14 protein-coding genes are annotated in these 21,365 nt (G+C 71.9%); 10 read left to right on the forward strand and 4 right to left on the reverse strand.

Annotated elements, in window-relative coordinates; genetic code table 11:
* Positions 1-48: 48 nt before the first annotated feature.
* Positions 49-1,302, forward strand: a complete 1,254-nt coding sequence (locus WMF22_RS48795; RefSeq protein WP_438034203.1) for a phosphatase domain-containing protein — start codon at positions 49-51, stop codon at positions 1,300-1,302.
* A gap of 66 nt (positions 1,303-1,368) precedes the next feature.
* Entirely contained in the window at positions 1,369-2,409 is a 1,041-nt protein-coding gene (locus WMF22_RS48800) for a hypothetical protein (protein ID WP_438034204.1), read from the forward strand.
* Positions 2,410-2,470: 61 nt separating this feature from the next.
* Here the strand turns inward: WMF22_RS48800 and WMF22_RS48805 are convergent, their stop codons facing one another.
* Both WMF22_RS48805 and WMF22_RS48810 read right to left on the reverse strand, forming a co-directional pair.
* A complete protein-coding gene (locus WMF22_RS48805; RefSeq protein ID WP_437296676.1) occupies positions 2,471-3,643 on the reverse strand; it encodes an aminotransferase class V-fold PLP-dependent enzyme in 1,173 nt (390 codons plus the stop codon).
* A gap of 101 nt (positions 3,644-3,744) precedes the next feature.
* A complete protein-coding gene (locus WMF22_RS48810; protein WP_437296677.1) occupies positions 3,745-4,491 on the reverse strand; it encodes a helix-turn-helix domain-containing protein in 747 nt (248 codons plus the stop codon).
* A 42-nt stretch (positions 4,492-4,533) separates the two neighbouring features.
* Between WMF22_RS48810 and WMF22_RS48815 the strand changes: the two genes are divergently transcribed.
* The gene (locus WMF22_RS48815) at positions 4,534-5,727 is read left to right on the forward strand and encodes a cytochrome P450 (RefSeq protein WP_438034205.1); all 1,194 of its coding nucleotides are present in this window, start codon (positions 4,534-4,536) and stop codon (positions 5,725-5,727) included.
* A gap of 343 nt (positions 5,728-6,070) precedes the next feature.
* Positions 6,071-6,790 carry a hypothetical protein gene (locus tag WMF22_RS48820; RefSeq protein ID WP_438034206.1) on the forward strand — a complete coding sequence of 240 codons (720 nt, stop codon included), beginning with the start codon at positions 6,071-6,073 and terminating at the stop codon, positions 6,788-6,790.
* 16 nt (positions 6,791-6,806) lie between these two features.
* On the opposite strand, the gene hisC is transcribed toward WMF22_RS48820, so the two are convergent.
* The gene (gene hisC / locus WMF22_RS48825; protein ID WP_438034207.1) at positions 6,807-7,889 is read right to left on the reverse strand and encodes a histidinol-phosphate transaminase; all 1,083 of its coding nucleotides are present in this window, start codon (positions 7,887-7,889) and stop codon (positions 6,807-6,809) included.
* 130 nt (positions 7,890-8,019) lie between these two features.
* On the opposite strand from hisC, the gene WMF22_RS48830 reads away from it, so the two are divergent.
* The 5 genes from WMF22_RS48830 (at position 8,020) to WMF22_RS48850 (ending at position 16,803) form a co-directional block, all read left to right on the forward strand.
* Positions 8,020-11,961 (forward strand): protein kinase domain-containing protein, encoded by a 3,942-nt coding sequence (locus tag WMF22_RS48830; protein WP_438034208.1) that lies wholly within the window; start codon positions 8,020-8,022, stop codon positions 11,959-11,961.
* Positions 11,962-12,289: 328 nt separating this feature from the next.
* Positions 12,290-13,660, forward strand: a complete 1,371-nt coding sequence (locus WMF22_RS48835) for a phenylacetate--CoA ligase family protein (RefSeq protein WP_437296684.1) — start codon at positions 12,290-12,292, stop codon at positions 13,658-13,660.
* Entirely contained in the window at positions 13,657-14,832 is a 1,176-nt protein-coding gene (locus WMF22_RS48840; protein WP_437296685.1) for a glycosyltransferase family 4 protein, read from the forward strand. The genes WMF22_RS48835 and WMF22_RS48840 overlap by 4 nt, the downstream gene beginning before the upstream one ends.
* A 277-nt stretch (positions 14,833-15,109) precedes the next feature.
* A complete protein-coding gene (locus WMF22_RS48845) occupies positions 15,110-15,778 on the forward strand; it encodes a hypothetical protein (protein WP_437296686.1) in 669 nt (222 codons plus the stop codon).
* Positions 15,775-16,803, forward strand: a complete 1,029-nt coding sequence (locus WMF22_RS48850; protein WP_438034209.1) for a hypothetical protein — start codon at positions 15,775-15,777, stop codon at positions 16,801-16,803. Before WMF22_RS48845 ends, WMF22_RS48850 begins: the two co-directional genes overlap by 4 nt.
* 86 nt (positions 16,804-16,889) lie before the next feature.
* On the opposite strand, the gene WMF22_RS48855 is transcribed toward WMF22_RS48850, so the two are convergent.
* Complete coding sequence (locus tag WMF22_RS48855) at positions 16,890-18,323, reverse strand: sigma 54-interacting transcriptional regulator (RefSeq protein ID WP_438034210.1); 1,434 nt, start codon at positions 18,321-18,323, stop codon at positions 16,890-16,892.
* 190 nt (positions 18,324-18,513) lie between these two features.
* Between WMF22_RS48855 and WMF22_RS48860 the strand changes: the two genes are divergently transcribed.
* On the forward strand, positions 18,514-21,120 hold the full coding sequence (locus tag WMF22_RS48860; RefSeq protein WP_438034211.1) for a glucosyltransferase-I: 2,607 nt from the start codon (positions 18,514-18,516) through the stop codon (positions 21,118-21,120).
* Positions 21,121-21,365 lie beyond the last annotated feature (245 nt).

The following is a 21,365-nucleotide window of genomic DNA, read 5'->3' on the forward strand; positions in this document are numbered from 1 at the left end:
GGCCGAGACTACCAGCGCCCGCCGGATCGGTTACGTTGTCAGGACCCCATGACGATCGACACCTCTCCCGAGGCGCCCATCCCGTCGGTGCTGTCGAAGCTCGACGAGATCCGGCAGCGCATGGCCTCCCACACCGATCGGGACGACGAGCGACGGATCCTGGAGATCCTCGCGGGCTCGACCGCCGTCGAGCTCGATCAGCTGCTCCTCCAGCTCGATCTGCCGGCGCTGCTCGGAGACATCGACGATCGCCTCATCGGCCCCGACAACCGCACGGCGCTGCTCGATCTCCTGACCGCCGAGCGCCTCGGCGACCTCGGGATCCCGGCCCGCGCGGCGCTCGCCTCGGCGCTGCAGCGCGGCCGGACCGGTAGCCTCGACGAGCAGGCGCTGCGCCGCCTCTGGCTCGGCACGCGCGGCGCCGACGTCACGCGGCTCAAGAACGCGCTCGACGGCCGGGGAGGCTACCGCGACCTTCACCAGCTCTTCTACCACGATATCGACGACGACTCCCTGCGGGAGGAGCTGCTCGCGCACTTCGCGCGAGAGGCGGTCTCGGCGTCTGGCTCGGTCTTGGTGCGCGAGGTGAAGATCCTGTCCGATATCGACGATACGTTCTATGCGAACTGGAAGGACGCCCGGTACCCGAAGAAGACCGTCTATCCCGGCGTCCTGCAGTTCTATGCGGAGCTCGACCGCGGCCCTGGCCCCGTGCCCGGGCGGGCCGGCGATCTGACCTTCGTCACCGCCCGCCCCGGCGACCGCCTCGGCCTCGTGGAGGACGCGACGATCAAGGCGCTCGCCGAGCGCGGTCAGCTCACCGCGACCGTGCTCGCGGGCTCGTTCACGCGCCTCATCGGCAACCGCACGATCGCGGAGAAGAAGCTCGAGAACTTCCTCGAGTACCGGCGGCTGTACCCGGAGTACGATTTCGTCTTCATCGGTGACAGCGGGCAGGGTGATATCCACTTCGGCCAGCGCATGCTCGAGCTCGCGCCGGGGGCGGTGAAGGCGGTGTTCATTCACGACGTGGTCGCCACGCCCGATCTCGCGCGGAGGGAGCTCGCGGCCTCGGGCGTGCACCTGTTCGATACCTACATCGGCGCCGCGCTCACGGCCCTCGAGCGCGGCCTCCTCGGCCGCGAGGGCGCGGCGCGCGTGGCCGAGGCCGCCACGGCGGCGTTCGCCGCGATACCGTTCCCGTCACAGGTGGACAAGGAGGCGCGCCGCCTCGAGATGGCGCGCGACGTCGCACGCCTGAACGAGGTGCTGCCGCCTTCGCTGCGGACAGGACAGCCGTGAAAGAGGGTATCAGGCTAGCCGCGCCGAGAGCCTCCCGGGCCTCGAAAGGGTAGACTGACAGGCACCATGGGCGGCGAGGGACGTCTGCTTGCGTGGTTCTTCGAGGCCATGGCGCGCCATCAGCCGGACGACGCGCTCTCGTTCACAGAAGCGCAGGCGAACTTCACTTCGGTGCTGAAGGGCCTCATCGCAGTGGAGCGCGGCGGCGGGATGGTGTTCGGGTGGGTGCTCTCCGGCGAGCACGCCGATGCGGTCGTGCGCGCCGCGCTCCCGGCGCTCACGGACGCGGCGCTGGCCTGGCGCGCGTACTTCGAGCGGCGTTATGGCGCGCGCGGGCGCCAGGAGGTCGCCCGCATCGCCGCCGCGCTCCGCTACACGCCGTTCCTCGACCGCGGCCCCCTCCGCGCCGACGCGGGCGTCGACGAGGCGCTCGCGGGGCTCATCGACGCCTGCCTCGACCCGCGCCACGCCGCGGCGCGCGCGGGCGGGCCGGGCGCGGCGCCCGCGGACGACCGGCTCGGCGACACGCTCCGTGGCGCCATCGCGCGGCGCGACGCCTCCTCGCCGTGCGCCGGACGCTCCGTCGCGGTGAAGACCCCCTCTCCGGATCGCCTTCGCGACGTGGCCGAGGTCGAGGCGCGCCACGGGGCATTTCACCCGCAGATCGAGGCGCTCTACGCCGCCATCGACGGCCTGGCGCTCCTTGATTCGGCCTCTCCGCCGTCCCGGGTGCCGTGGCCCGCCGCTCTCCCGCCGGGGGCGCTTGTCCTCGTGTCGCCGCTCGCCTGGGCGAGCGCCGTCCGCAAATCGAGCTCGTCGAGCGCGATGGGCGAGATGCAGCTCCTCGTGCTTGCACGGCTGCCAGAGCGCATGCTGCCCAGGGAGTCCGAGCGCGGCGTCGAGTTCACCGTGAACCTGTATCTCGCGTTCCGCGTCGGAACGGCGGAGATCTACCTGACGGACGAGTCCTATGGCACCCCTCCGCTCTTGCTCGCGCGCGATGTGGTGACCTTCTTTCGCGCGATCCGCGGCGCGGCCCCGCGGCTGGAGGGCGTCCTCGAGGCCCTGGCGGAGGCGCTCGGCGGCGGCGCGCCGCGCGCTGGCTGATCGCGGGCCGCGTCCCCCTCGCGGAGGCCGCGCGAAGGACCGCCCCGAGCCTCCCCCTCGCTCAGGCCGCGGCGAGCGCGGCGACGAAGCGGTCGATCTCGGATTCGTCGTTGTAATAATGGACCGAGGCGCGCACCAGATCGGGAATCCCGCGATCCTCGAAGTCGAGCAGCGTCCCGGCGGCGGTCGACACGCTGACGTGGATCGCCTGCGCGCCGAGCCGCTCCTTGATGGCCGCGGCGTCCTCGCCGGCCCGGGTGAAGGTCACGATGCCGCAGCGCTGCTCGCCGAGGTCGCGCACGGTGACGCCAGGGAGCTCGGAGAGCCGCGCGCGCAGGCGCTCGGCCAGCGCACCCACCCGGTCGCGGATCGCCGGCAGGCCCAGCCGGAGCGCATACTCCGCGGCCGCGCCGAGCCCGAGCCGGCCGGCGACATAACTCTCCCAGTTCTCGAACCGCCGGGCGTCGGGCCGCAGCTCGTAGCGATCCGGCGCCGTCCAGCGCGCCGCGTGGAGATCGAGGAACGGCGGCTCCAGCCGGTCGAGCAGCGCGCGCCGGACATAGAGAAAGCCGGTGCCGCGCGGCCCGCGCAGGTACTTGCGCCCCGTCGCCGACAGGAGATCGCAGCCGATGGCCTCGACGTCGATCGGCAGCTGGCCCACCGACTGGCAGGCATCGAGCAGGAAGGGCACGCCGGCCGACCGGGCGCGGCGGCCGATCTCCTCCGCCGGGTTGACCAGCCCGCCGTTCGTGGGGACATGGGTGATGGCGATCAGCTTGACCCGCCCGTCGAGCAGGCGATCGAGCGCGGGCAGCGACACGGCGCCGCGCTCGTCGCTCGGGATGGGGACGATCTCCGCGCCGGTGCGCCGCGCGACCTGCAGGAACGCGATGTAGTTCGAGGCGTACTCGGTCCGCGCGGTCAGGATGCGATCGCCAGGGCCGAAGCGGAGCGAGTAAAACGCCATGTCCCAGGCGCGCGTGGCGTTCTCGACGAGCGCGATCTCGCCGGGCGAAGCGCCGATCAGCCGGGCGATCGCGCCGTAGACCGCCTCGATCCGCTCGCCCGCCTCCGCCTCGGCCTCGTAGCCGCCGACGGTCGCCTCGCGGCGCAGGTGCTCGACCACCGTGTCGACCACCACGGCCGGAGGCAGCGAGGAACCCGCGTTGTTGAAGTGAAGGACGCTGGCGCAGGCCGGGGTGTCGCGGCGCAGCGCGGCGATATCCATCGTCATGACGTCGTCTCCTCGGGAGGCCGACACGCTGCCGGCTGGGCAGCTCCACGTCAATCACGGCGGCCGCCGGCGACAGCTCGCCCGGTGAAGCGCGGTGAGGGCTATTTCATGAGCCCGCCGCGCAGCTCGCTCGGGGAATAGCCGAGCATGCGGCGGCAGGTCCGCGAGAAGTGCGCCAGATCGGCGAACCCCGCGGCGTGGGCGGCGCCGGTCGCGTCGAGGCGCGCGAACGCCAGGAGCGCCGCGAGCAGCCGGCGCCAGAGCTGGAAGGTGCGGATGGGCAGCCCCACGTCGCGCACGAACAGCGCCTGCAGGTGCGCCTCGGAGACCCCGGCGCGCGAGACCGCGAGGCGCCGGTCCGCGGCCGGATCGCGCAGGGCCTCGAGGACGCGGGCGACCCGCCCATCCAGGGCGACGCGCGGCGACTCCCGCGCGAGCCAGGACGCGACCTCGCGCGCGAGGCCGCCGAGCACGTCGGGGCGCGACAGGGACGCGCGGTGCGCCGAAAGGGCCCCGTCGAGGCGCGCGAGGAGCCGGCCTTCGAGTGGACAGGGGCCGCCGCGCAGGCGCGCGTAACCCGCCACCTGCGGCATCGCCTCGGGGTCGTACAGGAACCCGAGCGTCGGCCCGGGGCTCGCGGCGGCGTGCCACAGGTCGGGGGGCACCACGACCGCGCGCCCGCGCACGACCGCGCCGCCCGGCTCGGTCACGGTCACCTCGCGCTCGAGCCCCACCAGGATCGCCGCGCCGTGCTCTGCGTGGAGGGTCGACCCCATCGCCGTCGAGGCGCGCACCGCGAAGGCGTCCGCGAGCACGGCGCTGATCCGGGATTCGTTCAAGCGGCCCACGTCGCCTGATCCTACCCTGGCCACCGCTGGAGGTGGTGAGCGATGAACCTGTTCTCGGAAGAGATGCGCCGAAACCCTTACCCCGCGTACGACCAGCTCCGGAGCCGCACTCCCGTGCTCCACTACCCGCCGTCCGACGCGTGGATGATCTTCGATCACGACGGCGTGAAGCGGGCGCTCCACGATCACGAGGCGTTCAGCTCGGTCGTGTCGCCGCCGGGCACCAGGACCGCCGAGTGGCTCGTCTTCTCGGACCCTCCGCGCCACACCAAGCTGCGCGCCCTCATCACACGGGCCTTCACCCCGCGCGCGGTCGCGGGGCTCGAGCCGCGCATCCGCCGGCTGTCGCGCGAGCTCCTGGACCGGACGATCGAGAGCGGCCAGATGGACGTCGCCGAGGACTACGCGGTCCCGCTCCCCCTCCTGGTGATCGCCGAGATGCTCGGCGCCCCGATCGCGGACCAGCCGCGGTTCAAGCGCTGGAGCGACGCGATCCTGGACCTCAGCCATACCGTCTCCGGCAGCGAGGAGGCGGTCCGCGCGCTCGACGCGTTCACCGCGGTGACGGCCGAGATGCAGGCCTACCTGAGGGGCCTCATCGAGCAGCGGCGGGCGGCGCCGGAGGATGACCTCCTGACCAGGCTCGTCGAGGCCGAGGTGGACGGAGAGCGGCTGAACGAGGACGAGATCCTGGGCTTCTTCCAGCTCCTCCTCGTGGCCGGCCACGAGACGACGACGAACCTGATCGGCAATGCGATGCTGTGTTTCCTCGAGAACCCGGACGAGCTCGCCCGCCTCCGGGCCGCGCCCGATCTGCTGCCCTCCGCGATCGAGGAGGTCCTGCGCTACCGCTCGCCGGTCCAGGCGATGTTCCGCGTGACGAGGCGCGATGTCCCGATGCACGGCCAGGTGATCCCGGCCGGCAAGGCGGTGCTGGCGATGATCGGCTCCGCCAACCGAGATCCAGAGCAATTTCGCGACCCTGACCGCTTCAACATCGCGCGCGATCCCAACCCGCACATCGCGTTCGGGCACGGCATTCACTTCTGTATTGGGGCGCCGCTCTCGCGCCTCGAGGCCAGGGTGGCGCTGGCGGATCTCGTCGCGCGGCTCGGCGGCCTCGAGCTCGCGAGCGACGCGCCGTGGGAGCCGCGCCGGGCGATCCACGTGCACGGCCCGACCCGCCTGCCGATCCGCTTCACGCCGGGGCCGCGCCTCGGCGGCGGCGCGGGCTGATGCCTGCCGGCCTGATGCCCGACGGCCTCACCCGCTCCGCAGTGCGTTCCGGCGAACGCAGCCGCTGTACAGCGATGGACGCCTGAATCCGCCGCGTCGCCGAGCTCGTGCGGGCGCGCCGCCGCGCCGCGCGCGGCTCGGACGCCGACGATGCGGGACAGCTGTGGCGTCATCGCCGCGCCTCGCACCGGTGGCACCACCATTGCTGAATGGGATGGCGCTGATGGCGCTGATGGCGCTGATGGCGCCGGCGCCGGCCGCATGAACGACGCTGGCGGCGCCCAGCGGACCGCCGTCCCGCGGCCGAGGTGGTCGATCGGGATGGGCAGGCATGGAGGATTCGATGAAAGACCAGACCTCCGTCGAGGTTCTCGTTCCACGTGAGATGTCGCCGGATCAGAGGCTGCGCCTCATCGACGAGCTCTATGGCTTACGCCGCGTGATCTTCGAGGGCGCGCAGCGGGAGAAGAGCTTCGCCACCCACGTCATCGACGCTGGCGCGGAGCACGGCGCCGTCGTGGTCCAGAGGGGCGCTGACGGCCAGATCACCGGCTATTTCGCGGTTCAGATCATGGATCCGGAGCCCTCCGGCGCGCAGATCGCGATCTTCCGCGGCGAGTCCGGGGCGCTCGGCGAGCACGTCGGCGACGATGGCGTCCTCCGCCACGTCCTTTTGCGCCTGATCCGGTACATGCTCGCCCACCCGGGTCGACCCGTGTTTTGCCTTTGCTCGGTGGCTCACCCGTCGAGCTATGCGCTGTTCTCGCGCTTCGTCGACATCGCGCGCACGAGCCCGCCGGAGGGCGCGGACGAGCTCATGTCCAGGCTCGCCTCCTCGTTCGATCCGGAGGTGAACGATCGTGGTAGCCCGTTCGTCTTCGAGGTCGGGCAGACGGCGGCCGAGCCGGCGGGCGGCTGCGACTTCCTGCACGTCTACGAGAGCCCATCGGCGCGCCCCGGCGCCGTGGAGGAGCGCGAGCTCATCACGCTCGTGCCGCTGCGCCTCGGCGGCATGCTGCGCGCCGCGGTGGGCTGCGCGCCGCCGGAGGCGAGGCGCTGGTAGCGCGCCGCTCGCCGGGTCAGGCCAGCACTTCGGACAGGCTGTCGAGGAATCGCTGGTTCTCGCGCTCGGTGCCGATGGTGACCCGAAGGCTGGTCGGCAGGTTGCCGAAGGGCCGCACGATGACGCCCTTCCGGAGCAGGGCGTCGTACACAGGGCGCGCCGGCCGCCCGACGTCCACGAGCACGAAGTTCGCCTGGCTCGGCGCCACCGACAGCCCGAGCCGCGTGAGCTCGCGCGTGAGCCGGTCGCGCTCGCGGAGGTTCAGCGCGCGGCTCTTCTCGACGTGCTCGGCGTCGTCGAGCGCCGCGACGGCGGCCGCCTGCGCCAGCGCGCTCACGTTGAACGGCGCGCGCACCCGGTTCAGGTAGTCGATGAGCTGAACCGGGCCCACGGCGTAGCCGACGCGGAAGCCCGCCAGGCCGTAGATCTTCGAGAAGGTGCGGAGCACGAGCAGTCGCTCGCGGAGCCCGCGGAGGCGCATGGAGTCCGGGAAGTCCGGCGCGTCCGTGTACTCGATGTACGCCTCGTCCATGACCACGATCACCTCGGGCGGGAGCTCCCTGAGCAGGCGCTCGACAGCGGCGCGGCCCACGTGCGTGCCCGTCGGGTTGTTCGGGTTCGCGATGAACAGGAGCCGCGTCTTCGGCGTGACGGCCGCGGCCATGGCCTCGAGGTCGTGCCGCAGGTCGCGCAGCGGCACGGCCGTGAACGGGACGCCGTAGGCGAGCGCGGCGAGCTTGTAGACGACGAAGGCCGGGTCGGCGAACACGATGTGCGAGCCGGGCGTCGCGAAGGCGTGCACGATCAGGTCGAGCAGCTCGTTCGAGCCGTTTCCCTGGACGATCTCCTCCATCGTGACGCCGTGGACCGCCGCGAGCCGCTCGCGCAGCCGGTAGGCCGCCCCGTCCGGGTAGAGGTGCACGCTCTCGAGCGCCCGGCGCGCCGCCTCGAGGGCGCGCGGGCTCGGGCCGAGCGGGTTCTCGTTCGAGGCGAGCTTCACGGCGTCCGTCACGCCGAGCTCGCGCGCGAGCTCATCGAGCGGCTTCCCCGTCTCGTAAGGCGAAAGCAGCTCGACGGAGGGCACAACTAGCGCGGACATAGCGCGCACCCTATCACACCTTGGCCGTGGGGAGTGAGCCGGCTCGCCTGCGCCCTGCCGCGGGTTCGTCGCCGGGCGTCGCCGGGATCTGGCCTCTCCCGCGGGGCTCCGTGTGATACTCGCCGTCCCGATGAAACCCGGGGACATCGTCGCCGACCGCTTCTTGATCGAGCGCCTCGCCGGGTCGGGCGGGATGGGCTCCGTCTACCGCGCCCTCGACCGGCACACGGGCGAGACGGCGGCGCTCAAGGTCATGTCGGGCCGCGGCCTCGAGCACGGCGAGCGCTTCGCGCGCGAGGCGCAGGTGCTCGCCGAGCTGCGGCACCCCGGCATCGTCCGGTACATCGCGCAGGGCGCCACGGAGAGCGGCGAGCCCTGGCTCGCGCTCGAGTGGCTCGAGGGCGAGAGCCTCGGCGACCGGCTGCGCCGGCGCGGGCTCACCATCGCCGAGAGCGTCACGCTCGGCCTCCGGGTCGCCGAGGCGCTCGCCGAGGCGCACCGCCACAACGTCGTCCACCGCGACCTCAAGCCGAGCAACCTGTACCTCGTCGACAAGTCGGCCGAGCAGGTCAAGCTGCTCGACTTCGGCATCGCCCGCCTCACGTCGCTCGCGCCCCTCACGATGACCGGCGTCGTGATGGGCACGCCGTTCTACATGGCGCCGGAGCAGGCGCGCGGCGAGCGCGACGTCGGCACCCAGGCCGACGTGTTCGCGCTCGGCTGCGTCCTGTTCCACTGCCTCACCGGGCGCCCGCCGTTCGTCGGCGACGACATCCACACGGCCCTCCTCCGCGTCGTGCTCGACGAGGCGCCGCGCCTCCGCGACCTGCGCGCCGACGTCCCCGAGAACGTCGACATCGCCGTGGCGCGCATGCTCGCCAAGATCCCGGCGGACCGGCCCGCGAACGGCGCCGCCGTGGCCCTCGAGCTGCTCCGCGTCGGCGAGATCAAGAGCACCCCCCCCGCGCCCGCGAGCCGGCGCGCGAGCGCGCTCACGACCGGCGAGCGGCGCACGCTGTGCCTGATGCTCGCGCGCATGGGCGCGCCGGAGGCCCCCTCGTGGCAGGGGCCCACCATGCCGATGACGCTCCCGATGACGATGCCCCTCGCGCGCACCGTCCCGGAGGACGAGGTGAAGCGCGTGGCGTCGCGCTTCGGCGGGGCGCTGCAGACGCTGGCGGACGGGCTGCTGCTCATCACCCTCGAGGGGCGCGGCCTCATCACCGACCAGGCCGCGCGCGCGGCGCGGTGCGCGCTCGAGGTGCGGGACCTCCTGCCCGGCGTGCAGATGGCGCTCGTCGCCGGCCGCGGCTCCGCCGACGACCAGCTCCCGATGGGGCCCACCATCGACCGCGCCGTGCGGCTGCTCGACCGCGCCGACGGCGGGTCGATCCGCCTCGACGAGGTGATGGCCGGCCTGCTCGACGCCCGCTTCGAGGTCGGCGGCGACGCGACCGGCCTCGTGCTCCGCGCCGAGCGCGACCTCGTCGAGGCCGCGCGGACGCTGCTCGGGCGCACGACGCCGTTCGTGGGGCGCGACCACGAGCTCGCCATCCTCGACGCCGTGCTCGACGAGTGCCTCTCCGAGCCGACCGCGCGCGCGGTGCTCATCACGGCGCCCGCGGGGCTCGGCAAGAGCCGGCTGCGCTACGAGTTTCTGCGCCGCGTCGAGGAGCGCAAGGAGCGGGTGCAGGTCTGGCTCGGCCACGCCGACCCGATGAGCGCCGGCTCGCCCTTCGGGATGCTGCGCCAGATGCTCCGCCGCGAGGCCGGGCTCTCGGGCGGCGAGCCGCAGGAGGTGCGGGAGCAGCGCCTGCGCGCGCGGGTAGGCCGCTACCTGAACGGCGCCGACCTCGACCGCGTGACCGAGTTCCTCGGCGAGGTGGCGCGGATCCGCTTCTCCGACGAGGGCCGGGTGGAGCTGCGCGCCGCGCGCAGCGACCCGATGCTCATGGGCGACCAGATCCGCCGCGCCTTCGAGGACTTCGTGCTCGCCGAGTGCCGGGCCGAGCCGGTGCTCCTCGTGCTCGAGGATCTCCAGTGGGGCGACGTGCCCACGGTGAAGCTCATCGACGCGGCGCTCGCGCTCCGCGACCAGCCGCTCATGGTGCTCGCGCTGGCGCGGCCGGAGGTGGAGACCGTCTTCCCGAAGGTGTGGGTCTCGCGCGGCGTCCAGGAGCTCCGGCTGCGCGAGATCGGGCGGCGGGGGAGCGAGCGGCTCGTGCGCGAGGTGCTCGGCGACGCCGTGACGCCCGACCTCTGCGCGCGCCTGTGCGAGCGGGCCGGGGGCAACGCGTTCTACCTGGAAGAGCTCATCCGCGCCGCCGCCTCGGGCCGGACCGAGGCGCTCCCCGAGACGGTGCTGTCGATGGTGCAGGCCCGCCTCGAGTCGCTCGACGGCGAGGCGCGGCGGGTGCTCCGGGCCGCGAGCGTGTTCGGCCAGAAGTTCTGGCGCGGCGGGCTGATGGCGCTGCTCGGCGGCGAGCGCCGCGCCCCCCAGGTGGACGGGTGGCTCGCGGTGCTCGTCGATCGCGAGCTCATCGCGCGGCGGGGCGAGGGCAAGTTCCGGAGCGAGCACGAGTACGCGTTCCGGCACGCGCTCGTGCGCGAGGCGGCGTACGCGACGCTCACGGACGAGGATCGCGCGCTCGGCCACCTGCTCGCCGGCGAGTGGCTGGACGCGGCCGGCGAGCGCGACGCGGCGCTCCTGGCGGACCACTTCGAGCGCGGCGGCGACGCCGAGCGCGCTGTCGTCTGGTTCCGGCGCGCGGCGGAGCAGGCGCTCGGGGCGAACGACTTCCGCGCCGCGATCCAGCGCGCCGAGCAGGGGGCCGCGAGCGCCGACGTGGACGGGGAGCTCTTCGCGGCGCTGCGCCTCGTCCAGGCCGAGGCGCACAAGTGGCTCGGCGAGGCCTCCCAGGCCGAGCGGTGCGCCGTCATGGCGATGCGGGGCTTCCCCCGGAAGAGCGCGCTCTGGTACGCGGCGGCCGGGGAGGCCGCGTCGATGCGCGTGCGCCTCGGCATGGGCGACCGGCTCGCGGATCTCGTCGAGGAGCTCCGGGGGGCCGGCCCGGGCAGCGGGGACCGCGGCTCGTGGGTCGACGTCGCGGAGGCGACCGGCGCCTCCGTGAGCGCGCTGGCGCGCATCGCCGGGTCGCTCCTGCACGGGGGCCAGTACGCCGCGGCGGAGGAGATCGTGCAGGAGCTCGCCCGGGTGGCGATGCCGCTCGCCGAGCGCGACGCGGCGGTGGCCGCGCGCATCCACGCGCTCCGGGCGTCGCGGGCGCTCTGCTACGGCGACCCTGCGGCGTCGCTCGCGTGCACGGAGCAGAGCATCCCCGCCTACCTCCAGACAGGCGACCTCAGGAACGCGTGCCTGAGCCGCGTGAACGCGGCGCACTGCCTGCTCCAGCTCGGGGTCTACGGCCGCGCCGAGGCCGAGCTGCGCGACGCGCTCGCGGAGGCGGGGCGGCTCGGGCTCTACAACGTGGCGGCGTTCGCGAAGCAGAACCAGGGCCTGCTCTGGATCCAGCAGGGCGATCTCGGCGCGGCGCGCGCGGCCACGGCCGAGGCGATCGACGCCTTCGTGGCGCAGGCGAACCGGCGGCAGGAGGCGCGGTCGCGGGCGTACCTCGCCGCGATCCTGACGCGGCTCGGCGACCTCGACGCGGCGGACAACGAGGCGGGCGCGGCCGTGGCGATGCTGGCGCACGTGCCGACGCTCCAGGCGCACGCGCTCTCGGTGCGCGCGCGGGTGCTGCTCGAGCAGGGCCGGGCAGCGGAGGCGCTCGAGGCGGCCCGGCGCGGGCTCGGGCTGCTCGTGTCGGTCGGCGGGACGGAGGAGGGCGAGGCGCAGATCCGGCTCGTGTACGCCGAGTCGCTCCGCGCCCACGGCCACCACGAGGCGGCGCGCGAGGCGATCACGGTGGCGATGCAGCGGCTCGTCGCGCGGGCGCAATGGATCCAGGACCCGGCGCGGCGGCAGAGCTTTTGCCAGGCTGTGCCGGAGAACGCCAAGACGTTCGCGCTGGCGGCGCTCTGGCAGCAAGAAGCGGAGCCGACGCTGCAGTGAGGCGCCGAGTCGCGGCCGCGCTGTGGACGGAAGAGCCCCTGTGCGGCGGCTCGCCCGGCCGCGCCGGCGGGCGAGGGCGACGGGGATGCGCGGCGCGCGTGTCACCGCGCCGCGGTGAGCGGATCGAGCTGCGCCGCGCCGCTGTCATGAGGAGTTCACTCACGCCATCTCCGCGGTAACCAATCGTGGCCGCGGGTGGCGTGGCGTGCGCGACATGTGGGTGGGCGCGCGTGGGTGGCGCGCGCGGGTGGGGCGTGCGTGGGGAAGCGGCGACCCGGCCGTGGCTGCTTGACTGTGTGGCCGAGGTTCGAAAGAATCCTCAGCAGCCATGTATTCAACCCTCTTTCGGAACGTGCTCTTTCCGTTTTACGAGACGAAACTCCGAGGGAGAGCCACGCTGGCCTACCTGGGGGAGCTGGAGCGGTCCCAGTGGCGCCCGGAGCGCGAGCTCAGGGAGCTCAACTGGAGAAAGATGCTGGCGGCCCTCCGCTTTGCCGAGCAGAGCGTGCCCTTCTACCGGCGCCGCTTCGCCGAATACGGGGTGCGGGTCAAGGACGTTCACGCGCCCGAGGATCTCGCGCGTTTTCCGGTGTTGACCAAAGCCGATCTCCGCGCGCACGGCAGCGAGCTCATCGCGGATGGGTGGCGCGGCAAGCTCTTCAGGAGCGGTACGGGCGGATCGACCGGAGAGCCGGCGCGCTTCTTTTACGATCACGCGACGTACGAGTGTAGAAGCGCCGCGGCCCTGCGCTCCGACGCGTGGGCTGGCGGCCGGATCGGGGACAAGGAGCTGTACATCTGGGGGATTCCGACCCTGGAGCCCCGCTGGAAGAAGGCGAAGCGCACGCTGCACGAGGCGCTGATCCGGAAGAAGACGGTCAGCGCGTGGAACCTGGCGGAGGAGCGGCTCGCGGGGGTGGTGGACGAGATCCGGCGCTACGAGCCGAACCTCGTCGTGGGGTACACGAGCCCTCTCTACTACACGGCGCGCTATGCGCTCGAGACGGGGCACCGGCTGCCCACGCCGAGGGGGATCATCGCGACGGCGGAGCGGCTCTTCCCTCACCAGCGCGAGGTGATCGAGCGGGCGTTCCAGGCGCCGGTCTACGATCGCTACGGGTGCAGGGAGATGATGCTGATCGGCGCGGAGTGTGAGCGCCACGAGGGCAAGCACCTCAACATCGAGAACGTCTTCCTCGAGGTGGTGCGCGGCGGCCGGCACGCGCGGCCCGGCGAGCCGGGCGAGGTGATCCTGAGCGACCTCGTGTGCCGGTCGATGCCGCTGCTCCGTTACAAGAACGAGGACGTGGTGGTCGCGGCCGACAAGGCCTGCTCGTGCGGCCGCGGGTTGCCGCTGCTCGCCTCGGTCGAGGGGCGGGTGCTCGACATGATCGTCGGGACGGACGGCCAGCTCCTCTCGTCCGTGTTCTTCCCTTACTTCTTCAAGGACAACCCGACGGTGGAGCGGTATCAGGTCCACCAGGACAAGACGCGGGCGATCACGATCAAGATCATCCCTGGCGAGGGGTACGGGCCGGAGACGTCGCAGGCCATCGAGCGCGATCTGCGCCGGTTCCTCGGGGAGCGGGCGGACATCCGGGTCCAGCTCGTCAGCGACATCCCGGTCACCTCGGGGGGGAAGTTCCGCTTCACCATGACCGAGGTGCCGATCGAGTTCGGCCGCGGGGCTGCGGCGTGACTGGAGCGCCCGGGGTCCGGCCGGCGCCGCGCGCCGCGCCGGGCCGTCCCGCGAAGGTCGCCCACGTGGTGCTCTCGCTCAACGTGGGTGGGCTCGAGCGGGTGGTGCTCCGGCTGCTCGACAGGATGGCGCGCGACCGGTTCGCGCCGGTGGTGTGCGCGCTCCAGGAGCCCGGCGCGCTGGCGGAGGAGCTGGCGCGGCTCGGCGTGCCGATCGTCGTGCTCTCGCGGAAGCCCGGCCTCGACCCGGGGCTGCCGTTGCGGCTCTCGGCGTGGCTGCGGCGCGAGGGGATCGCGCTCGTGCACACGCACAACCCGGGGCCGCACCTCTATGGCGCGCTGGCGGCGGGCCTGCTGCGGGCGGCGGCGCTCCCTGGCGGCGGCGGGCCGCGCGTCATCCACACGAAGCACGGGCGCAACTACCCGAAGCAGAAGCGGAAGGTGCTGGTCAACCGGCTGGCCGCGGCGCTCACGGACCGGGTGGTGGCGGTGAGCGACGACACGCGCGCGGTCGCGCTCGAGGTGGAGCATGTCGACCCGGCCAAGGTCGTGACGATCTTGAACGGCGTGGACACGGACGTGTTCCGGCCGGGCGACGCGGGCGCGGCGCGCGCGCGGCTCGGGGTGCCGGCGACGGGCTACCACGTGGGGTGTGTCGCGCGGCTGTCGCCGGAGAAGGATCACGCGACGCTGCTCGACGCCTTCGCGCGGCTCCGCGCGGCGCGGCCTGGCGCGCATCTGACGCTGATCGGCGACGGCCCGCGGCGGCCTGCGCTCGAGGCGCAGGCGGCGCGGCTCGGGCTCGGCGGGGCGGTGACGTTCACGGGGACGCGCGGTGACGTGGCGGAGCTCTTGCCGGCGTTCGACGTGTTCGCGCTCGCGTCGTTGACGGAGGGGATCTCGCTGACGCTCATCGAGGCGGCGGCGGCGGGGTTGCCGATCGTCGCGACGCGGGTGGGGGGCAATCCGGAGATCGTTGTGGATGGCGAGACAGGGATGCTGGTGCCGCCTGGAGCGCCGGAGACCCTGGCGGGCGCGCTCGAGGCGGTGGCCGTGCGGGAGGATCGCGCGGAGATGGGGTTGCGCGGGCGCGCGCGGGTGATGGAGCGGTTCGGGCTCGACCGCATGGCGCGCGCGTACGAGGACCTCTATGACGAGGTGCTCGGAGGGTAACGTTCGCGGGGCACGATACGGAGTGTCGGCTCCACAGGTGAACGCGCGGCTTTCGATTTCGTCCCCGCGGCAACCAGTCGCGGGTGGCGCTGGCCTACGGCTCGCCGTTGAGCCTGTTGATTGCCGTCGTCGCCGCATGTGAGGGGACCACGAAGGCAGACGTTGCGGGCGCCGTGCTCACAAGGGGAGTCTTGCCGCTCGCGCTGTACGGGCCCCGGGACGTCTTGTCCGGCGACGCGGTGCGGTGTAGCGTGCGTCACGCTCAGGAGGGAGGGGTATGAGACGTCTGCGTGTCGCCGTGCTCGTTTCGCTCGTCGTCGGCTGCTCGATCCTGGACCCAGAAGATCGCGCGGAGCTGAGACGTCAGATCGCGATGCTGCCGCACGACAATCTGACGCAGATGAAGCGCTGGACCATGCACGAGCTGGCGAAGAAATGGTTGAAGACAAGGGACGAGAACGACCAGGTGGGCAAGGTAATCTGCCGCGACAACGAGGGCGGGCTGTGGAGCGGTTGGTACGACCGTCCGCATCAGTTTTTGACTGTTCGTGATATGATCAAGTGTCTCAGGGAAAAGCCCGACTTTCCGTCGTACATCTTTTGCGCTGAGGAGTTTGCACGCTACGTCGTGCCTTCCGCGCAGGGCGAAATCAAGGCTCTGTTGCCCGAGTTCACCGACATCGAGTGCAAGTATGTGTGGGATTTTCGGTACGAGCCCGAGAAGTTGGACCCGAAGATGGTCGATATCGATGCGATCGAGTCGGATGATATCATCCAAGCCATGATCACCCTTCCGGGGCCGCCTCCAGGGTGGGCTATTCCTCGGTTCGCGCCGCTCCTCTGCCCGCTCGGCGCCGGGGAGGGCTGGGGATGCCCTCCCCGGCCGTCCGACTCGTTTCCTACAGGCGGAGAGCCCACGAACCCTCCTGGTGGGGATCAACCGTGAAACATCATCTCGTCGTGCGCGAGGCGGGCAATGGGTCGGTCATGTTCACGACCAAGGACCCACGAGAATGGAAGTCCTCCCTCCAGAAACTGGGCGAGGTGTGCGGCGCGGCATGGCGAGACGATCTGGCAGAGGAGGAGGATCGCGCGTGGGCCGAGGCGCACCGGAAAGAATTCAACCACTGGGTCGACGGCAGAGCCGCCCCGCCGTGGCCGATGCTGATCGCCGCCGTGAAGCGCGCGTTCGTTGCTGGCTATGGGGCTCTCGAGCAAAAGCCCACCACGGAGGCCGAGGCGCTCGCGCGCCTGGACAGGACCTATCTCTGGAAGCTGCTGACGGCCGACGATGTGGCTCAGGGCCACGGCCCCGAGGCGCTCCGCGCGTTCCAGCGGGGCTTCCGGCTGGGACGAAGCGAGAGACCCTACTCAACGAAGAGGAACATCCCTCGGTTGGTGGACCCGCCCTATTTTTGGCGCGGCACGTTGAACAGCTTGGAGCTTCCTGGACCGAGCGCAGAGCGCAATCGAATCCTCCTGGTCCAGTGGCACGACAGCAAGGGCGTGGAGGAAAGCACGAAAATCAGACAGGCGCTGCGTGAGCTCTATGTCAGCGCCTGGCGAGAGGACGTGCCCGAGGAGGATCGCGCCTGGGCCGAGGTGTACCGCGAGACGTGCGCGTACTGGGTCATCGTCCACCGGCGCGACGCGATGGCGCAGAGCGCCTACGAGGCCTATCTCCGGAGCAGCGACGGAATCCTCGACGGGGAGCCTGCGTGCCCTTGGTCGAAGCGGTGCAACCGCGACTCGGAACCGTGGCGGTTCGTTGCAGATCGCGTCGAGGACGCGCCCGAGGACGAGAGCGAGCTCGCGACGGCCGAGGCGGCCGCGCGCGAGTACTGGGACGCGCGCTGGCGCGAGGCGCCGCCGTGGGACGGCGACCCGGACCAGGTCCACTGGCTCGCGGCGGTCCGCGCCGCGCGAAAGACGTCGGCGGAGATGGCCGACCAACTCCCCAGGCCCTGGTAGCGGTTGCCCCCTCGTCGGACCCCGGCCGGTGCTCCAGGGCGGCTCTGCCGATCGGCCGGGCGAGCGCCGCACGCGGGCCCGCTGCCTCACCCTTCTTCGTTCCCGCCCGCCGCGCGTTGCGCGAGCCAGCGGTAGAGCTGGGTCCGGTGCATGCCGAGCGCCCGGGCCGCGCGCATCACGCTGCCGTTTTCACGTTGCAGCGCCGCCTCGATCTCCTCCGCGGCGGGCCACGCCGCTGCCCGCCGCGAGGGCCCCTTCTCCGCCGCCGGCCGCTGCGTCCACGCGGCGTCCTTCACGGTCTCGCCCGGGACCCCGCCGGACATGCCCGCTGGTGGCTCAGGGGCGCTCAGCCGCCCAGCCGACGGGCAGAGGTGCCGCTCGTGGACCACCGAGCTGCCCGCAAGCTGCGCCTCCTGCGCTGCTGCCCGGATCTCTGCGGTGAGCTCTCGAATGTTTCCTGGCCACGCCCGCAGGAGGCACGCCTCGATCAGCGACGCATGCGCCCGAGCGGGCGCGGTCGCCTCGGCGTGCGCGCCAGCCGACGTCGCATGTCGCAGGGCCGCATCGACGAGCCACGGGATGTCCTCCGATCGCTCGCTCAGCGGCGGTATGCGGACCGAAGGCCGCGCGATGCGGAAGAAGAGATCGTCGCGCAGCTTCCCCGCGGCCATCTGGGCTCGCAAATCCTTGTGGGTCGCCGAGACCAGCGCGAAATCCACGCTCACCGGCCGCGAGGCCCCGAGGGGGATCACCTCCTTCGCCTCCAGCGCCCGCAGGAGCTTCGCCTGCACCCCGAGGTCGAGCTCGGCCACCTCGTCGAGAAAGAGCACCCCGCCGTGCGCTGCCTGCACGTAGCCCTCGGCGTCCGAGGCGCCCGAGTACGCCCCTTTGCGCGCGCCGAAGAGCAGCCGCTCGGCGAGCACCTCGGGGATGGCGGCGCAGTTCACGGCGACGAAGGGCCCATCGCGCCGCGGGCCGAGGACGTGGAAGGCCCGCGCCGCGTGCTCCTTGCCCGTCCCGCTCTCGCCGGTGATGTGCAGCGTCGTCCCGAGGCTCGCCGCCTGACCGATCGCATCCCACGTGCGGGCGAGGGTCGGGCCGAGGATCGTGCCCTCGGCGCGCGAGATCCCCGCGCGGAACGGCTCCACATCGGCCTGGAGCAAGAACACCGACCAGCCTGTGCGCAGGATCCGGAGCTCGGCGCCGGCGCGCGCGCCGCTCAGCGGGACGCCATCGAGCCAGGTGCCGTTCCGGCTGTCGAGATCCTCGACCTGCCACGTGCCCTCGATCCAGCGCACGCGCGCGTGCTTGCGCGACATCCGCTGGTCGTCCAGGAGCACGCCCGCTACCTCGCATCGCCCGAGCTCGATCTCCCCGTCCTCCAGCGGGAGTACATCGCAGCGGGGGCCGTCCACCGAGAAGATCAGGAGCAGCCCGGGCCTTGGCTTCCGGAGGTCGCGGTGCTCCGACGGGGGGCCGGGAGCGTCGTCCAGGGTCGTGTTCGGTGCAGGGGGCGCCACGATCGCCGCGGAGCGTAACGCGGCTCGCATGCCCTGTGCAGGGGGCACCCGCCGCGGTAGACGGAGCTCGGCGCCGCCGCTCCACGGCGAGGGGCGCTCAGGACGCCCTGCGCCTGGCCCGTGTGCCAGCCATGCGACGTGACGGCGCGCGGGACGCGCCGATGGGGGGCTAGCTTCCAGGCGGGCATCCATGGCAAATGGGTCGCTGTCGACGGTGACAGGAGAGTTCCTCGTCATGAATCATCGCGTGTTCTTGATGTCGAGCCTCCTCCTCGTCGCGGCCGCGTGCGACGTGTCCACTCCCTGCGGGGACGGCTACTGCCTGGCGGATTACCAGTGCGTCGATTCGAAGGATGGAGCGCCGCGGTGCGTGCCGCAGGATACGCCGCTGAACGTCTGTGGCAACGGGATCGTCGATCCCGGCGAGGAGTGCGACGAGGGCGACGTAGCGGCGGGCGACGGGTGCGGGGCGACCTGCCGGCGGGAGGAGTGCGGCAACGGGATCGTCGATCCCGGCGAGGGGTGCGACGAGGGCGACGTCGCGGCGGGCGACGGGTGCGGGGCGACCTGCCAGCGGGAGGAGTGCGGCAACGGGATCGTCGATCCCGGCGAGGAGTGCGACGAGGGCGACGTAGCGGCGGGCGACGGGTGCGGGGCGACCTGCCGGCGGGAGGAGTGCGGCAACGGGATCGTCGATCCCGGCGAGGGGTGCGACGAGGGCGACGTCGCGGCGGGCGACGGGTGCGGGGCGACCTGCCAGCGGGAGGTGTGCGGCAACGCGATCCGCGACCCAGGCGAGGCGTGTGACTGCGGCGCCGATGCCGTCGCGCCCCGGGAGCCGGTGTGCAGCGATCGCCAGAACGTGTCGGCGGGCGGGGTGTGCCGCCTGGACTGCCGGCTTCATTGCGGCGACGGCGAGGTCGCGGAGGAGGAGACGTGTGACCCCGCCGTTCCTTTGGCCGCCTCCTGCGTGGATCTCCGTTACGATTTCGGCCGCCCTACCTGCTCGCGTGCCTGCGACTCGCTGGACGTCGTGGGCTGCGGCGACTTCAATTGGCGCTTCACGGGGGCGCCGACACAGGCGCCGCTCAACGACATGTGGGGAAGCGGAGCGCGCGACGTCTACGCCGTCGGGGACTGGGGCACCATGATTCATTACGACGGCACCGTCTGGACATTGATCTCGTTACCGGTCGGTACGAGCGCAGATATGCGCGGCGTGTGGGGCAGCGGTCCGAGCGACGTCTTCGTCGTCGGACGCGAGGACCGCGCCGCCGGAGTCAACGGCCTCGTGCTGCACTATGATGGAGACTCATGGACTCGGATGCCCTGGCCCTACGAGGAGGCTCTTTACGACGTGTGGGGCAGCGGCCCGAATGACGTCTTCGCCGTCGGCGCTGGGGGCACCTTGGCCCGCTTCGACGGCCGCTCCTGGACGAAGATGACTTCGCCGGTCGATGTGAATCTGAGCGGCGTGTGGGGCATCGGTCCGAGCGACGAGAGCGACCAGATCGACGTCTTCGCCGTCGGGGAGGAGGGCACCGTGCTGCATTTTGACGGAAATTCCTGGGCACAGATGCTCTCGCCGGTCGAATGGTGGCTGGGCGACGTGTGGGGCAGCGGTCCGAGCGACGTCTTCGCCGTCGGAGAAGGGGGCGCGCTACATTTTGACGGAACTTCCTGGGCAGAGATGCCTTCGACGTTCGAGATGGGACTTCGCCGCGTGTGGGGCAGCAGCGCGAGCGACGTCTTCGCCGTCGGAAATGTCCTGGCGCACTTCGACGGCCGCGCCTGGACGAAGATGACCCCACCGACGTTCGCGTCGGTCAGCGACTCGGGCCGCGCGGAGATGAGGGCCGTGTGGGGCAGCGGTCCGAGCGACGTCTTCGCCGCCGTCTCCGGCAGCGTGCTGCATTTCGATGGCATCACCCTGACAGAGCTGCCTGCCGCGGCCGATGCCAAGACCTTTAACGTTGTGGATCTATGGGGAAGCGGAGCGAGTGACGTCTTCGCCGTCGGATGGGGGGGCACCGTGCTGCATTTCGACGGCAGCTCATGGACGGCGATGGAATCGCCGGTCGATACGCTTGTTCTCAACGGCGTGTGGGGGAGCGCAGCGAGCGACGTCTTCGCCGTCGGAACGCATAGCACCGTGCTGCATTTCGACGGCAGCTCATGGACGGCGATGGCATCGCCGGTCCATGTGCATCTCGGCGGCGTGTGGGGAAGCGGAGCGAGCGACGTCTTCGCCGTCGGGGGGTCGTCAGCCGGGGGGCCGCCACCGGTGGTACTGCACTATGACGGTCGCTCCTGGACACGCATGTCTGTAGAGGGCATCGATCAGCCGCTCTACGGCGTATGGGGGAGCGGGCCGAGCGATGTGTTCGCCGTCGGAGATCGGGGCACCGTGCTGCATTTCGACGGCCGCTCCTGGACGGCGATGGCATCGCCGGTCCATGTGCCTCTCAACCGCGTGTGGGGGAGCGGACCGAGCGACGTCTTCGCCGTCGGAGAACAGGGCGCCATCCTGCACTTCGACGGCAGCTCCTGGACGGCGATGACATCGGCGCGCGATGTCGTGTTTACCGGCCTGTGGGGCAGCGGGCCCAACGATGTCTTCGCCGTCGACGGCGGCGTGCTGCACTTCGACGGTGTATCTTGGCTGCCCATGCGTTCCGGAGCACTTGGGGCCACCCAGATGGTATGGGGTGATTCTTTGGGTAATGTGTTTTTTTACGGCAATGATCCCCGCGGCGACCGCAGTTATCGATTCGGCCGGACAGCGTTCCGCCGGTGAAGGCGGAGGGCGGATGCCTGGTTTCGGTTGGCTTCGTGCTGCGATGGACGACCCGGAGCCTCTCTGCGCGCCGCGGCGCCGCCGCGCCGGCCAGGCTTCCGGCCCGCAGGCGTGAGCCTGTCGGGTCGTTGCGGTGAGTTGTCATGAGCCCGATGAAGGAAATACGCTTCGCTTCTGTGGGCGAATCCGCCGCCTCTGCCGTCGACGAGGAGGCGGCCGCCCCGCCGCCGAGCCGGAGGGGACGT

Source organism: Sorangium sp. So ce204 (assembly GCF_051526795.1).
GTDB lineage: Bacteria > Myxococcota_A > Polyangia > Polyangiales > Polyangiaceae > Sorangium > Sorangium cellulosum_B.